The sequence below is a fragment of the Paenibacillus kyungheensis genome (assembly GCF_028606985.1).
Lineage (GTDB): Bacteria > Bacillota > Bacilli > Paenibacillales > Paenibacillaceae > Saccharibacillus > Saccharibacillus kyungheensis.
This window is the reverse complement of record NZ_CP117416.1, coordinates 532,208-546,580: the sequence shown is the minus strand read 5'-3', so window position 1 is coordinate 546,580 and position 14,373 is coordinate 532,208. Positions and strand designations below refer to the sequence as shown.

Here is a 14,373-nt window from a genome sequence, read left to right as displayed (position 1 = left end):
TTTATTTTTTTGATATTCATTTGTTTATAGAAAAACTACTTATTGATTAACAGCAACGCTATTACGGAAATCAGCATAGACTGCGCGGATACCTTCTTCCAAAGGAATACTTGCTTTCCAGCCTAGTGCATTAATTTTAGTTGTATCGACTAATTTACGTGGCGTACCATCAGGTACACTTGAGTTAAATACAAGGTCGCCTTCATAACCAACAATGTTTTTGATCATCAATGCCAGGTCTTTGATTGCGATATCTTCACCAACACCGACGTTCACGATTTGGTTATCTTCGTAGTTGTCCATTAAGAACAAGCACGCATCTGCAAGATCATCCGCATGTAAGAATTCACGTTTTGGTGTTCCTGTGCCCCAGATTTCAACCGTTGGGCTGTTGTTTTCTTTTGCTTCATGAATTTTGCGTACCAATGCTGGCAATACATGAGATGATTTAAGATCAAAGTTATCATTTGGGCCATACATATTCGTAGGCATTGCTGAGATAAATCGTGAACCGTATTGACGGTTGTAAGATTCACACATTTTGATACCTGCGATTTTAGCGATAGCATAAGGTTCGTTTGTTGGTTCCAATTCGCCAGTAAGAAGATATTCTTCTTTTAGCGGTTGTGGAGCGAACTTCGGATAGATACAAGTTGATCCTAAGAACAACAGTTTCTTCACTCCATTAAAGTGAGCTGCATCGATGACATTCGTCTGAATCAATAAATTGTCACGAATAAAATCAGCAGGGAAATCGTTGTTAGCCGCAATACCGCCTACTTTTGCTGCGGCTAGGAATACATAATCAATCTTTTCTTGTTCGAAAAAGCGATACACATCGTCTAATTTACGCAAGTCCAATTCAGAACTACTGCGATAGATTAAGTTATTGTATCCTTCTTTTTCTAGAGCTCTCAGGATTGCAGATCCAACCAATCCTTTATGACCAGCCACATAGATTTTGGCATCTTTATTCATTAATGTGTCACCTCGTCCTTATCTTATGATGTTGTTCTCAAAACGCGTCTTTAGAACCGAAAAGGACTCTAACTGTTTTGAAAAGGATATATATGTCGAACATGATTCCTCTTTTCTCAATATATTTCAGGTCTAGATCAACCATTTCTTCAAAGCTTAATTCGTTACGTCCACTTACCTGCCATAATCCGGTACATCCCGGTATAACACTTAGACGCAATTTGTCACGTTTGGTATATTCTTCGACTTCTCTTGGCAATGGAGGACGTGGTCCAACCAGACTCATATCACCGCGCAGGACATTCCACAATTGTGGAAGTTCATCGATACTCGTTTTGCGAATAAAGCGACCGATACGAGTAATACGTGGATCGTCTTTCATTTTGAACATCGCACCCTGGATTTCATTCTTTTCTAAAAGTTCTTTGAGCCGTTCTTCAGCGTCAGAGACCATAGATCTGAATTTGTACATCCTAAATGGCTGTTCATCTTTACCGATCCGTGTCTGATAGAAAAATACTTTCCCTTTAGAGTCCTCAAGTTTGATCAAAATGCCAAGTACAATGAAGAGCGGTGACAACACAATCAGACCGAGCAATGAGCAAAAGATATCCAACATGCGTTTCATCAGTACATAAAAACGTAATCTAGCTGACGTTTTCCCTACATGTCTTGCATAAAATTCGCTATAGTTCGCCCAGGCTTCCGCTTCACTCCCTTGTCTTGGAGTCATTAGCTATCACCTCTTACCACGAGCAACTCTTCTTGCAGTAACTCTCTTTCCAATGTTTCTTTAAGAGAACGCAATAAAGGTGCTTTCAGGTCTTCGTTTCGTAAAGCAAATTCAATCGTTGTTTGAATAAAGCCTAATTTTTCACCTACATCATAACGTGTACCCTGGAAGTCATAAGCGAATACTTGTTGCAATTCATTCAATCGTTGGATCGCATCTGTCAGTTGAATTTCTCCACCTGCACCTACTTCTTGCTCCCCGAGGAACTCAAAGATTTCCGGTGTAAGTACATAACGTCCCATGATTGCTAGATTAGATGGTGCTTGACCTGCTGGCGGTTTTTCTACAAATTGGCGAACTTGATGCAACCGACCAAATTGTTCCGACGGATCAATAATTCCATATCGATGTGTCTGATCTTCAGCAACCGTTTGTACACCGATGACTGATTTCTCAGTGAGCTCATATTGTTCGATTAATTGACGTGTACAAGGTGTGTCCGATTGGACAATATCATCACCCAATAACACTGCAAATGGTTCGTCTCCAATAAAATTACGTGCACACCAGACAGCATGCCCTAATCCTTTTGGCTCTTTCTGCCGAATATAATGTATATCGACTTTAGAAGACTTCTGAACTTCGTCCAGCAAATCCAATTTGCCTTTTTCTAAAAGAGTCGCTTCCAATTCAAAAGCATTGTCGAAATGATCTTCAATTGCGCGTTTACCTTTACCGGTTACGATAATAATGTCTTCAATACCCGAAGCGATGGCTTCTTCAACGATATATTGGATCGTTGGTTTGTCTACGATCGGCAGCATTTCTTTCGGCATAGCTTTGGTTGCTGGCAAAAAGCGTGTGCCTAGCCCCGCCGCGGGAATGATAGCTTTACGAACCTTCTTCATAAAATCACGCCCTATCCTGTTTTTTTGTGTGGTTTACAATCATGCTGGCCAAGTTGCAGGTATGTAAGCATTCCGACCTTAACCTTTTCATAGAAGGTAAGATCGATGCTTATGAGCCTTCTGTTACGATGAGAATTCTGAAGACAGGAGTTATATTCTCTCCAATGGTTTTTTACTATAACGCATATCTTCAGCCTATTCACATTCCGGCTCTGTAACATTATACGAATCCGGGCATTCAACCCGTCCTCACCATCATACCCTTGACGATAAACGTCTAAGGCTACTTCTGTAGCCCACAGCATGACCGAGTATCTCCAGTGATATGGGTGCAGGAGACATTACCCCAAGCTTGACCTATATAGTTGAAAGTTAGTTATTGCTCTTCATGATACGCTGTTGTTAATGTTTTGCGGCTCGCTTGATTCAGTACAGCTCCTAATACATGAGCGCCTACAAATTCAAGACTAGCTGTTGCTTTGACAATATCTTTACGACTGGCTCCACCTGCTTTGATCACCATGACAACACCCTCACATAGCGGCGTCGCCACCTGTGCATCGGTAAATGGTAACAAAGGCGGTGTATCCAAAATGACAAGATCGTATTCTGACTTCACTTCGTCCATCAAAGCTTCCATTCGCTTCGACCCTAGAATCTCAGAAGGATTTGGCGGTACAGCACCGGAAGTCATAACACTTAGATTCAAGGTGCGAGTCGATTGAATCGCTTTGGATAGATCATCTTTATCAAACAACACATTCGATAACCCTACATTGTTTGAAATGTTGAAAATGCGGTGCATTGCCGGGTTGCGTAAGTCTCCATCAATAATAAGAACACTACGTCCTGTCTCTGCATAAGCAATCGCTAGATTAGCGACAGTAGTACTTTTACCTTCGCCCAATGTTGCAGAAGTGACAATAATGCTTTTCACTTTGGCATCCAATCGGGAAAAATCAATATTAGTACGCAGACCTTTATAAGATTCTGCGATCAATGACTTTGGATTTTCTTTGGTAATTAACGGCCATTTAAGTGTGGTTGGCACGTTCTCCACCTCCTGTAAACGGCTTAGCTGGCACTCTTTCTTTTGCCGTCATGTCTTCTTCTTTCATTTTGGCGATCACTCCAAGCACAGGCATTCCGAGAACATCGCGGATATCTTCCTCGCTTTTGATCGAATCGTCCATATACTCCAGTAAAAAGGCAATCGCAATACCTACAACCACTGACAATACCAATGCGATTAATACAAATAACATCGGGCTTGTTGTAATCGGCGGTGTAGAAACACTAGGGTCTGCTTTATCCAAAATAATAATGTTATCAAAATTCATCAGTGTTGGAATTTCACGTTGGAATACCGCTGCAATTGCATTTACTTTTTTAGCAGCATTCTCATAAGAGGTATCCACTACTGAGACTGACATGACTTGTGTTTCATTCACTGCATTTACGCTAACTTGATTGATCAACTGTGAAGCATTGGCATTCAAATCTGGATACTCTTTTACCACTTTGTTCATAATGGCAGGCGTTTTAATAATTTCTTTGTACGTTTTGATTAACTGAATATTAGAGTTGATCGCTCCGATATTAGCTGTCGTACTGTCATCACCTGCTGTTGGGCTGCTGTTTACAACCAATTTGGCTGTAGCACTGTATTGCGGGCTATTTGTCATATAAGCGTACACGCCTGTTCCGACCGTAATCACCACAATAATCAAAAGTACCAACCACAATCGCTTTTTAATAATATTAAAATATTGTTTAATCTCCACAATCCTACCTCCAATTACGTATAAGTTGAGTTGATCTCAAGGCTACGAACCTGTTGGATCACTCTTTACTTGTAGATTGAATGACTTTTCGCACTCCTCCTATTTTGAAAATATCCCCTTATGATCACTTTCAAAAAACGAACCAACCAAGTTGTAGCACAATCAGTTACAGTTTGTCATTTATTTATTACAAATTTGTAACATAGTTTGAATAAGAAATAACGGCGTTCACATAATGCCTACGATTACGAGAGATTGCCGTCTATTGTGACTGGGTTGGAATCGTTAGAGTATCACAACTCTGTCCATAAATCTAATTGTGTGTTCTGCATAGTAGGAAACATCTTAGGTGCCGAGGTTGGCAAATGTCGTAACTTCTTCATCAGCCACATGATCCGGGTACACCTGATAGGGATTTAACGGAGTTTGAAAAAAGGTTTGTGTATGAAGTGGTTGTTTAGCTGCCCATTGAGTAGAAATCGCTGTCCATTCACTTTGACTTGTCTCCAACACTTCTTCGTTAACGGATGCCCTTGATTCTATATGATTCTTTTCTTGAAGCGGACCGTCAATCAATCGAATTAGCATAAATACTTCTTGAGGCGTACCCTCCATATCAATACCTTTAAAACTGATTTTCATTACGTGCCCACCTCTCCTAAAATTGTTTGTATGATTTCATTAGTTTAATAGTTAAGCTTCTAAAATATTACATTTGTGTAATATGATTTCCAATCCAAAAGTTATTCGTTTTGAATAACTCCTGCGCTCATTATAATGCGTTCTGAAAATTTTGTAAACCTCTTTCAATTGCAAATTTTCTTACATTTTACTTTTTTAGGCAATTTAGATGTCCTGTTTTGTAATAAATCCTTCCAGTGTACCACCATTATTCATATGTTTTACAAGATCGTCCGCACTGGATTTCAAACCAGATTGTTTGAAAAGCAAGTCCACTAACACAGCAACATTCACTCCGTGATGGGTATTTGTTTGTAAAGGACGATACATTTTATCTTCATAAATGCCATACTGATGGGATATTTCTTCAGGTAATGGAGAAGTCGCCATCTCTAACCATTCATTTACATCAAAATCTTTATTTCCTTCTTTTTCCTGCTTGAGCGATGGATCTACGGAAAGTTTATGAAAGAAAGTTTTAACACCATTCCGTTTTTGCATCCACTGTTCATTAAGCACGTTCTGGTTTCTCACAATTAATTCCCTCCTGTTAATCCTGTCTCTTTTTATTCGTTTCGAATAATTATAAAATAGGTTACCTGAAAATCATGTCGAAATCTAGTATAAAAATAAAACTTTATTTATTTAAATTTCGACTTTCTATCTCTTTTGAACTGAGCAAAAAGAAACACTAAATGTCGGATGACTATACCTAAGTCTCACTTTATTTGTTTTCACTAACCAAATTGAGTCTTATTATCTAGTCCTCTATTAAATAATGAATAATTCATTTAACAATTCAAATTTTAGGTTTATCGCCTATTATCTGCTTTACATTAATTAATTTAGGATGTTAATTGTGTAGTCATGACATTATTCCATTTATTACTCATTATCGCTTATGTTAAAATTATATTGTTTAAAAGGCATAATGGAGCATTACCCCAAAGTAATGTAGTTTATTCAAATATGATAAAAGAGAGGAGTTAAGAACTATGGGCTTAGTGAAAGAATTTAAAGAGTTTGCGGTACGTGGAAATGTGATTGATTTAGCCGTAGGGGTTATTATTGGAGCCGCTTTTGGTAAGATTGTAACGTCTCTCGTTAATGATATCATCATGCCTCCAATCGGGAAATTGCTCGGAGGTACTAATTTTTCCAATTTATTCTGGGACTTGGATAGAACATTCAGCGGTTCTACGGTAGTGTACCCTTCTCTTGCAGACGCTGAAAAAGCAGGAGCGTCTGTGATCGCATACGGACAATTCATCAATACGGTGATCGATTTCTTAATCGTTGCGCTATGTGTGTTTCTTCTGATCAAAGGTATTAATATGATGAAACGTAAAGAACATGAAAAACCTGCACCAGAGAAAACAACACGTGAATGTCCTTACTGTATGACTGAAATTTCGATCAAAGCAAGCCGTTGTCCTCAATGTACATCTGAGCTACATAAGGCACCTGCGTGAATACGCACAAAAAACCTCTTTCCGCATCTATGGAAAGAGGTTTTTTTAAAGAATCAGAACATATTGCAACCTTGTAATCATTTTTCTGCTCCCTCTGTATCACTACTCGTTTTAAATAGGACGATTAGAGGTAGGCAGCAAGTTGGACAGTATTCCTTTTAAATCCCGATCTTCTGTAAACTTTTTGTTGCCTGTATCTAATTCTTTGATACGAATATACTGAAAAGAAGCAGGTGATTGGGTAGGCACAAATCGTAAAGAGTCTCCTCGATCTACAGTCACTTCATATTTCATATCTTTAAACATACCTTCAAGCTGTTCGTTTGTTGGCACTTTGTCATCATCTACGAATACAAGACCTCGTAACGACTTCACTTCATGGTCATGAACAACATCAAATTTTACAATACATTCCATTGTTTCTCATCCTCTCCGAATAATAGTATTTCTTCTCTGTAAGAACTCTACTATTATAATAGTAGAAAGTCGTTTTTTTTACGTTGCCAAAACAACTTATAATTCAATAATAGAACAAATATGACTTGTTTGAATATGAAATATTTAACTTTGAAGGGAAGTGTCACGAAATGGTAACAACTGAATGGCTCGATATTTATGATGAACAAGATCAACATCTAGGCATCTGTGAACGCTCTGAAGTTCATCGGCTAGGTCACTGGCATCATACGTTTCATTGCTGGTTAATACGAGATACCTCAGAAGGGCGCCAATTGGTCTTTCAACAACGTCATCCTGACAAAGATACATTTCCAGATATGTATGATATTACAGCAGCAGGTCATTTATCTGCTGGAGAGACTTTTATCGAAGCCGCTCGTGAAATACAAGAAGAATTAGGGGTTCCGCTACATTATGAGCAATTAACTCATCTGCTCGATGTACGTGATGAGACGATTGGCAGTACGCGGCATGGAGCATTTATCGATCGTGAAGTTAGCAGTGTATTCGGTGCATTCAGTCCGTACGAACTTCAACAGTATCAATTACAAGTGGATGAAGTGTCTGGTATTTTTGAAGCTCCTTTACAAGCTATGATTGAATTATATCAAGGTACACGCGATAAAGTGATGGCTTCTGGGGTCTATACGACAGATTCTACACCAATGATTCACAAGCTCACAGTTCAGCGTGAACAATTTGTTCCTCATGAAGGCAATTATTGTATCGATGTTTTCCAGAAGCTACTCACTCTTTAATCTGTTTCTTTCTGTACAAAGCTAGGCATATATTTACTCAAAATCTGTTCATATCCTTCTCCATAACGCCGAACTAACTCAGCACCCAGGTCATTTTCAAGTTCAAATAGAATAATTTCCTGGGCAAAATGCTGAAGTAACAATTCCACCATCAGTGGATGTTCGGTAACAATGGCTTGCGCAGGCAATTCATCGCCTCTCATCCCTACAATACACCAACGCCGATCGACCACTAACCAGAACTTGCGTCCGCCTTGTTGACTTGCTGTTAACGGTAGCATGCCTGAAAATTTGCCATCTTCTTCGCCTTCAAAAGACCATAAGACTCGTACACCACGTTGCTCTGCTCGCTCTAATCCTTGCCTTGACCATTTGGCTTCTTCCCGCCATATTCCAGCTACAATCTCTTCGCTCGCTTTATCCAACTCACGATTTAATGTCTCAATGACTTTACGTTCTCCTTCTACAATAAAAAAAGACGGTTGTTCATGAGTTTCACTAGGCATATGTTGTTCTAAATACGATAAAGATTCACCCACCTGACCTGAGATCATGTGGGTAAATTCTTTGATAGGCATCATGGTGTAACGAGCAGGCTCCCCCGGAGTCAACTGAAGCACACCCCGGGATACCAGACGTTGCAATGTAGCATATACATTAGATCTGGATACACCCAGTCGCTTAGCGACTTCATAACCGGATTGCGTACCTTGCTGAGTCAGACTTACCATCACTTTGGCTTCCAATTCTGTAAACCCGAGATGGCGTAAATGATTAAGCAATTGTTCCATCAGGTTCGTCATCCTTCCCGAGTGGTCTTCAAACGATCGATGTTGATGTATTGAAGATAAGCATATTCATTATCATTCAAGCAATAATCAGTAGATTATAACTGCTCTGCTCCACAGTTAGGGCACCATTTGGAACCTTTTTGCAAAGCACTTCCACATACCTGACAACTGAACATATCTGTGCCGAGTTCAGACTCCATATCTTCTTCTACCATAGTAGGTGTAGGTGTGACTGGCGTAGCAGTTGCCGCAGCAGGAATGACCGGCTTATGTGCGGGTTCTGGTGGCAACTCTTCTTTTTCTAATTTTACTTTAGATTCCGGTTGCCCTGAAAAATCTTCTTCATCTACATTGTCATCTACGCCTAGATTTTCTTTCCATGAGCGTACAAGACGATCCAATTCTTCCTGACGTTCATGCTCTTCACGTAGACGCTCTGCACGACGCGATTCTTCTTCGTCTACAGGAATATCTTGCAACTCTTCGTCTTCTTCATCCAGTTCTTGTTCATACTGAGTTGGATAAACGATAGGTGAATTGCGTTCATCATCAGGATCATCACCGAATCCTTGTTCACGTTTGACGGTGACTGGTAACTTTTCCATTTTGCGTCCACAATTCGGACAGAAATTAGCTTCCAATGAGACAACGGTTCCACATTCGCAGACGCGTTCATTTTTGAGAACAGCAATTTTAGCGTGTACTTCATCAATCTCTTCCATTAACAGATCACATGCTTTGCATAAATCAGTCATCTCTTCTTCAGCAATGGACATGTCTCCGGCACGGTACCCTTCGTAAAATACTTGACCCATCCGCAAATAATGAACCTCAATTTCGCGTTCAATATCTGTCACATGACCGTTTAACCGGTTAATCTCTACTGCATTCTGTGCACGCTCGGTCGCTTTACCTGCGCCACTTTTGAGCCGTTGCAACAAATTCATGACTGTTCTCCTCCTCTAATTCACACCATTTATATATAGATCATACATAAATAGTCGTTACCGTTTCATTGAATTTTTCATATGAATATACTCAGGGTACTACTTCAACTGCTATCTATCCATTATAATAGAAGGATATGTATAGCAGTACCCGGATACGGGTTGCTTCTATCATACCAAATTTCTGCTGTACTTGAAAAAGATAAGCCGGAAAGGAAGATTTATCTGTTGAAAGACACCCTATGGCAAGATTACCCACGACCTCAAGGTATTCAACCGCATACAACTGTTCCGGCTGCCGAAAGCGCACCTCGTGATACCAGTATAACTCTTATTTCGGATGAAGAGGGAGATGCTTCGTTTTTCCGTGCTCTGGAAAGTCAGGGTATTCTACTCAATGCTCCGCAAATTGAAGCGGTAAGGCATGGCACAGGTCCACTTTTGGCATTGGCTGGAGCAGGCTGTGGCAAGACTACTGTATTGACTGCTCGTGCAGGATACTTATTATCTGTACGTAACATAGATCCACGTCAGATTTTGTTAGTGACTTTTACCACCAAAGCCGCTGCTGAAATGAAATCAAGAATAGCCGCATTGCCCGGCATTTCTGCCGCCAAAGCGCGTGCTGTCGAAGCTCGCACCTTTCATTCTTTCGGTCTGTTAATGCTGAGACGATATGGCAATCTCACAGAAGAAATCTTTGGAGATGCGCGTGCTCAACATGCCGTTTTGCAACGATTACGACGAGAGATCGGTTCGACCAGTACCACTCCACCGGAAACATTGTTAGCCACGCTATCTGCAATGAAGCTAGACGGCGGATCAGCAGAGGATCTACCTAAAGATACGCCTGAAGAGCGAGATCGTTGCGCTTTACTTTGTCGTTATGAAGAATGGAAGCAAGAATATCGCCGTATAGACTTTGATGATATCTTACTACGTACCGATAAATTGCTAGATGATCCGCATACGTTAGCGATATTACAGGAGCGTTTTCAATATATTATGGTGGATGAGTTTCAAGATAGCAATCGACTGCAATATGGCATGGTTCGCAAAATCGCAGATGCTTATCGCAATTTGATGGTCGTAGGTGATGATGATCAGACGATCTATTCTTTTAACGGAGCCAAGCAAGAATACATTTTGAACTTTCCGCAAGAATATCCAGGAACTAAGATTATTGCACTGGATATTAATTATCGTAGCCATCCACAGATTCTGGGTCTGGGTACACATATTGTGACGCATAATACCGCACGCCATCATAAAATATTAAAAGCAGGTGTAGCTGCAGGTCAAGCACCACGTTATTTGCGTCCAGCTCATGCAGATGCCGAAGCGGATCAAGTGGTACAACGATTGTTAGAACAACAAAAGCAAGGTATTCCGCTCGGCGATATCGCTCTACTTCACCGGACAATCAGTGGGACGCGGGCGATTGCAGAGCGATTGTTGATGGAAGATATTCCATTTATTCAATACGGGGAAGCTCCTGTATTTTATGATCATGCACTGATTCGCCCGATTATGGATCATTTGCGCTTAGCGATTAAGCCGCGTCGTATGGATGCTCTTCCGGGAGTGATTGGTCCACTGTATATCTCTAGAGATGCCGGTATGGATCATATTATGATGAAAGAACAACAGCAATCGAAGAAATATCCACTGATTCATCTTTATCATTGGGATCGGCTCAAATCGTTTCAACGTCAACAGGTGAAAGATCGAATCGTTTTTCTCAAAAAGATCAAAGAAATGAAGCCACTGTATGCGATTCAAGAAATTCGGCGTGTATTTTATGATAAATTCGCCAGTGCAGACTTTAGTGGCCCGGCAACCCGTCACAAAGATACGATCCGTGAAACACTGGATGAATTGGAAAGTGCTGCTGGCAAATTTGCTACTGTAGAAGAAATGGTCAAATTCGCAGATGAATTGTCGATGAAACGAGAAAAAATGACCGAACTACTCAAGCAAGAATCACCTCAAGGTGTTCATCTGATGACGATTCATCGTGCTAAAGGATTGGAATTTCCTTGTGTGTATCTACTTGGAGCTTCAGAAGGCATTTTACCGCATGAAGCGGCTTTGCAAGACTTTGCCCCTGAAGATGTACGGGCTGCGCAAAATATGAAAGGCCCTGACAAAGAAGGGATCTTGATGAAAGCAGCTCTGGAAGAAGAACGCCGAATTGCTTATGTTGCAGTAACACGAGCTAAGAAAGAATTATATGTCTCTTCTCCAGCTATGCATCATGGCAAAACAGTGGCTCCGTCACGCTTTTTAATCGAAGCTTTTAAATCATAAAGTTGACTATTGCTAATGTCACAAATTTTGTTTACCTTTTCAACCCATGTACAATAGAAACAGAGGTGACTGGTATGAGTGAAATAGACAAGATTATTTCGTTAAATCTAAACAATCTGGATTTATCCAAACTTAAAGAAATTAGTGAACATGCAGATACACTCAAGCAATTTGAAGAGTGGAAAAAGCTACCGATTCTATATGAACTAGCTTTGGAAGAATTACAGAACAAAATCAAATTGATTCAAGCTGAATGGGAATTAACCGATGGATTCAGCCCGATCGAACATATCAAAACCCGTCTTAAAGATCCTAAAAGTATGATCGAAAAGCTAGTTCGTAAAGGACTCGATACAACGGTTGATAATATTTTTGAACATATTCATGATATTGCAGGGATGCGTATTGTGTGTGCTTTTGTACAAGATATCTACCGGATGTTCAATCATCTACAGCAACGGGAAGATATTAAGATTATTGAAATCAAAGATTATATCGCTAATCCCAAGTCTAATGGATACCAAAGTCTACATGTGATTGTAGCAGTTCCACTGGTATTGATGGAAGGAAAACGCTGGGTCAAAGTGGAGATTCAAATGCGTACACTGGCGATGGACTTCTGGGCGAGTCTGGAACATATTATTTTCTATAAGTATGACAAACAGGTACCTGCACATATCGTACATGAACTGACCGAAGCCGCCAAAGCCGCAGATGAATTGGATCTCAAAATGCTGAATCTGCGTAAAGAAGTCTTATCGTTAGACGATTCAGTGACTCCACCACCGCCTTATGTACGCAAAGAATCAACCAATTAATCTGATTATTTAGATACTGTTTTCTTTACTTACAATATCTCTATAACGCAAAAAGCATGCGATCTCCATCATAAGATGAGAAACGCATGCTTTTTGATTTATATTAGGAGGCGACAGCTTCGAATGTAATCTGACTGACTTTCATTGTTCCTTCATCCCACCGATAATGTAAAATAGCAGTGCCTACTGCTTCACCATCGGCTAATTGAGCCGCCACTTCTGCTGTTAATGTCTGATCTTCACCTACATGATAATCAATAATATTACCGAATTGTGGTAACTCATTCCGATCGGTAGGGTCTAAAGGCAATTCTACCGCAGGTTGATCTGTTACATTGGCGTTGACCAGAGATTTGCCAGACTTATGCACCACAGAAAAAGAAACATGAGCTTTGGTATATGCCAGTGCATCTTCCACTGCTACTTCTGTCTGCTGTTTTGGTTCAATCACATGGGCTTCGGATATGTATACCCCTGTTCCATAGCCTTTTGTCGTGATTACAATAATCTCTGCTTGGCCGTCTCCATTCAAATCTTGTTCATGAATCATCGGTTCATAACCCGGGTTGCTTACTGTCTCCCAGTCATAGTGTTGCGCTTGCTCGCCTTGACCTTCATCAATCGCTATATTGTGATAGAGCCCATCTTTTTCCTCACTCGCATAGAGACTGATCTTGCCTTCTTGAACCAATGGCGCAACTGACGCTTCAACAGATGGAGTCGACTTCTGAATCGATGCGCCTGGGTTAAACGCACATCCGGTCGCTTCCAACAGTAAAATAGTAGCAAATACCGTCATTTTCCGCCGATGGTTCATAGCTTCCCTCCTTTATTTCTGAATCTGATCTTCGTCAAAATATTCTTCAAGCGTTAGATTTTTAGCTGTTACATCTTCCGCTAATTCTTTGCCAATATAACGAATATGCCACGGTTCCCATGTATAACCGGTAATCGCATCTGCACCTTTTTTGTAGCGAATCACGAATCCGTACTCTGCTGCATGTTTGGCTAACCATTTGCCTTCTGCGGTTGCTCCGAAAGACTGCTCCAGACCATAACCGATACCCGGGCCTGATACGTCAATCGCTAGACCAGTCTGGTGTTCACTTGTTCCTGGCTTCGCACTCACACGATCAGTATAAGCTTGACCTTTGGTCGCTACATTATTATTGTAGATCGTCACCTGACGCTTATATGAACGGTAACCAGACACAGCTCTTAGATCAAGCCCTGCTTTTTTGGAAGCGGCGAATAGTTTTTCTAATGCGCCTGCGGCTTCTTTACGCATATGACTTTTTTCTAATACACCATCATAAGAGAACGCTACTTTGGGTACTACCAAATCCGGCGGAATATACCCATCTGGTAATGACCGCTTTTTGTTTACAATCACAGTCATCGACTCGGGGTTGGTGATCACCATTTTTCCGTTCATCTTTTTAATAGTCGATTGAAGCGAACTGTCTTCACGCTGTTGTAGTAATGTATCACCTGTGCTATTGGTCGTGCTTGCTGTTGTTGCATTTGCACTGGATGTGCCTGTTGTCTGTGCTGATGAAGACGGTGTCTGGGTAGTTGCATTAGATGTATTGCTTGCTGATGTTGGAGCTGTCGTAGCTGATTGCTCTGCACTTGCTCCACAACCTGCCAATAGTACTCCTGATAACAGCACACTGGCTGGAATAATCATATTCCACTGCACACGTAGTGGCTTTTTGGTATTCATTCTAAAAC

At 40.6% G+C, this 14,373-nt stretch carries 16 protein-coding genes; 4 read left to right on the top strand and 12 right to left on the bottom strand.

Annotation, left to right across the window (positions count from 1 at the left end):
- Positions 1 to 39 precede the first annotated feature (39 nt).
- From PQ456_RS02395 to PQ456_RS02365, 7 genes are all read right to left on the bottom strand, one after another.
- Positions 40 to 978 carry a GDP-L-fucose synthase family protein gene (locus tag PQ456_RS02395; protein ID WP_204826524.1) on the bottom strand — a complete coding sequence of 313 codons (939 nt, stop codon included), beginning with the start codon at positions 976 to 978 and terminating at the stop codon, positions 40 to 42.
- 37 nt (positions 979 to 1,015) lie between these two features.
- Complete coding sequence (locus PQ456_RS02390; protein ID WP_273614694.1) at positions 1,016 to 1,711, bottom strand: sugar transferase; 696 nt, start codon at positions 1,709 to 1,711, stop codon at positions 1,016 to 1,018.
- Positions 1,711 to 2,619, bottom strand: a complete 909-nt coding sequence (gene galU / locus PQ456_RS02385) for a UTP--glucose-1-phosphate uridylyltransferase GalU (protein WP_069329505.1) — start codon at positions 2,617 to 2,619, stop codon at positions 1,711 to 1,713. The genes PQ456_RS02390 and galU overlap by 1 nt, the downstream gene beginning before the upstream one ends.
- A 376-nt stretch (positions 2,620 to 2,995) precedes the next feature.
- Positions 2,996 to 3,670, bottom strand: a complete 675-nt coding sequence (locus PQ456_RS02380; RefSeq protein ID WP_273614693.1) for a CpsD/CapB family tyrosine-protein kinase — start codon at positions 3,668 to 3,670, stop codon at positions 2,996 to 2,998.
- Positions 3,654 to 4,403: a YveK family protein gene (locus tag PQ456_RS02375; RefSeq protein WP_273614692.1), complete on the bottom strand. Its 750-nt coding sequence runs from the start codon at positions 4,401 to 4,403 to the stop codon at positions 3,654 to 3,656. The genes PQ456_RS02380 and PQ456_RS02375 overlap by 17 nt, the downstream gene beginning before the upstream one ends.
- Before the next feature lie 345 nt (positions 4,404 to 4,748).
- Complete coding sequence (locus PQ456_RS02370) at positions 4,749 to 5,045, bottom strand: hypothetical protein (RefSeq protein ID WP_273614691.1); 297 nt, start codon at positions 5,043 to 5,045, stop codon at positions 4,749 to 4,751.
- Positions 5,046 to 5,249: 204 nt separating this feature from the next.
- A complete protein-coding gene (locus tag PQ456_RS02365) occupies positions 5,250 to 5,618 on the bottom strand; it encodes a hypothetical protein (RefSeq protein ID WP_273614690.1) in 369 nt (122 codons plus the stop codon).
- A 461-nt stretch (positions 5,619 to 6,079) separates the two neighbouring features.
- Between PQ456_RS02365 and mscL the strand changes: the two genes are divergently transcribed.
- The gene (gene mscL / locus PQ456_RS02360) at positions 6,080 to 6,556 is read left to right on the top strand and encodes a large conductance mechanosensitive channel protein MscL (protein WP_273614689.1); all 477 of its coding nucleotides are present in this window, start codon (positions 6,080 to 6,082) and stop codon (positions 6,554 to 6,556) included.
- A 111-nt stretch (positions 6,557 to 6,667) separates the two neighbouring features.
- Here the strand turns inward: mscL and PQ456_RS02355 are convergent, their stop codons facing one another.
- A complete protein-coding gene (locus PQ456_RS02355) occupies positions 6,668 to 6,973 on the bottom strand; it encodes a hypothetical protein (protein ID WP_273614688.1) in 306 nt (101 codons plus the stop codon).
- A gap of 170 nt (positions 6,974 to 7,143) precedes the next feature.
- Between PQ456_RS02355 and PQ456_RS02350 the strand changes: the two genes are divergently transcribed.
- Positions 7,144 to 7,773, top strand: a complete 630-nt coding sequence (locus PQ456_RS02350) for an NUDIX hydrolase (protein WP_273614687.1) — start codon at positions 7,144 to 7,146, stop codon at positions 7,771 to 7,773.
- Here PQ456_RS02350 and PQ456_RS02345 read toward each other — a convergent pair.
- A complete protein-coding gene (locus PQ456_RS02345) occupies positions 7,770 to 8,564 on the bottom strand; it encodes a TrmB family transcriptional regulator (protein ID WP_273614686.1) in 795 nt (264 codons plus the stop codon). The two genes, PQ456_RS02350 and PQ456_RS02345, sit on opposite strands and share 4 nt — an antisense overlap.
- Before the next feature lie 95 nt (positions 8,565 to 8,659).
- On the bottom strand, positions 8,660 to 9,511 hold the full coding sequence (locus PQ456_RS02340; RefSeq protein ID WP_273614685.1) for a zinc ribbon domain-containing protein: 852 nt from the start codon (positions 9,509 to 9,511) through the stop codon (positions 8,660 to 8,662).
- 228 nt (positions 9,512 to 9,739) lie between these two features.
- Here PQ456_RS02340 and PQ456_RS02335 point away from each other — a divergent pair, with 228 nt between their 5' ends.
- Positions 9,740 to 11,821, top strand: coding sequence for an ATP-dependent helicase (locus tag PQ456_RS02335; protein WP_273614684.1), 2,082 nt, complete (start codon positions 9,740 to 9,742; stop codon positions 11,819 to 11,821).
- 74 nt (positions 11,822 to 11,895) lie between these two features.
- Positions 11,896 to 12,639 carry a GTP pyrophosphokinase gene (locus tag PQ456_RS02330; RefSeq protein WP_273614683.1) on the top strand — a complete coding sequence of 248 codons (744 nt, stop codon included), beginning with the start codon at positions 11,896 to 11,898 and terminating at the stop codon, positions 12,637 to 12,639.
- Positions 12,640 to 12,742: 103 nt separating this feature from the next.
- On the opposite strand, the gene PQ456_RS02325 is transcribed toward PQ456_RS02330, so the two are convergent.
- Both PQ456_RS02325 and PQ456_RS02320 read right to left on the bottom strand, forming a co-directional pair.
- Positions 12,743 to 13,456, bottom strand: a complete 714-nt coding sequence (locus PQ456_RS02325) for a hypothetical protein (protein ID WP_273614682.1) — start codon at positions 13,454 to 13,456, stop codon at positions 12,743 to 12,745.
- A gap of 12 nt (positions 13,457 to 13,468) precedes the next feature.
- Entirely contained in the window at positions 13,469 to 14,365 is an 897-nt protein-coding gene (locus PQ456_RS02320) for a M15 family metallopeptidase (protein WP_273614681.1), read from the bottom strand.
- Positions 14,366 to 14,373 lie beyond the last annotated feature (8 nt).

Excerpts from the sequence above, each read along its gene's own strand:
- PQ456_RS02390 (WP_273614694.1), bottom strand. The coding sequence starts at position 1,711 with ATGACTCCAAGACAAGGGAGTGAAGCGGAAGCCTGGGCGAACTATAGC.
- PQ456_RS02325 (WP_273614682.1), bottom strand. The coding sequence starts at position 13,456 with ATGAACCATCGGCGGAAAATGACGGTATTTGCTACTATTTTACTGTTG.
- galU (WP_069329505.1), bottom strand. The coding sequence starts at position 2,619 with ATGAAGAAGGTTCGTAAAGCTATCATTCCCGCGGCGGGGCTAGGCACA.
- PQ456_RS02350 (WP_273614687.1), top strand. The coding sequence starts at position 7,144 with ATGGTAACAACTGAATGGCTCGATATTTATGATGAACAAGATCAACAT.
- PQ456_RS02330 (WP_273614683.1), top strand. The coding sequence starts at position 11,896 with ATGAGTGAAATAGACAAGATTATTTCGTTAAATCTAAACAATCTGGAT.
- PQ456_RS02340 (WP_273614685.1), bottom strand. The coding sequence starts at position 9,511 with ATGAATTTGTTGCAACGGCTCAAAAGTGGCGCAGGTAAAGCGACCGAG.
- PQ456_RS02320 (WP_273614681.1), bottom strand. The coding sequence starts at position 14,365 with ATGAATACCAAAAAGCCACTACGTGTGCAGTGGAATATGATTATTCCA.
- mscL (WP_273614689.1), top strand. The coding sequence starts at position 6,080 with ATGGGCTTAGTGAAAGAATTTAAAGAGTTTGCGGTACGTGGAAATGTG.
- PQ456_RS02370 (WP_273614691.1), bottom strand. The coding sequence starts at position 5,045 with ATGAAAATCAGTTTTAAAGGTATTGATATGGAGGGTACGCCTCAAGAA.
- PQ456_RS02355 (WP_273614688.1), bottom strand. The coding sequence starts at position 6,973 with ATGGAATGTATTGTAAAATTTGATGTTGTTCATGACCATGAAGTGAAG.
- PQ456_RS02395 (WP_204826524.1), bottom strand. The coding sequence starts at position 978 with ATGAATAAAGATGCCAAAATCTATGTGGCTGGTCATAAAGGATTGGTT.
- PQ456_RS02345 (WP_273614686.1), bottom strand. The coding sequence starts at position 8,564 with ATGGAACAATTGCTTAATCATTTACGCCATCTCGGGTTTACAGAATTG.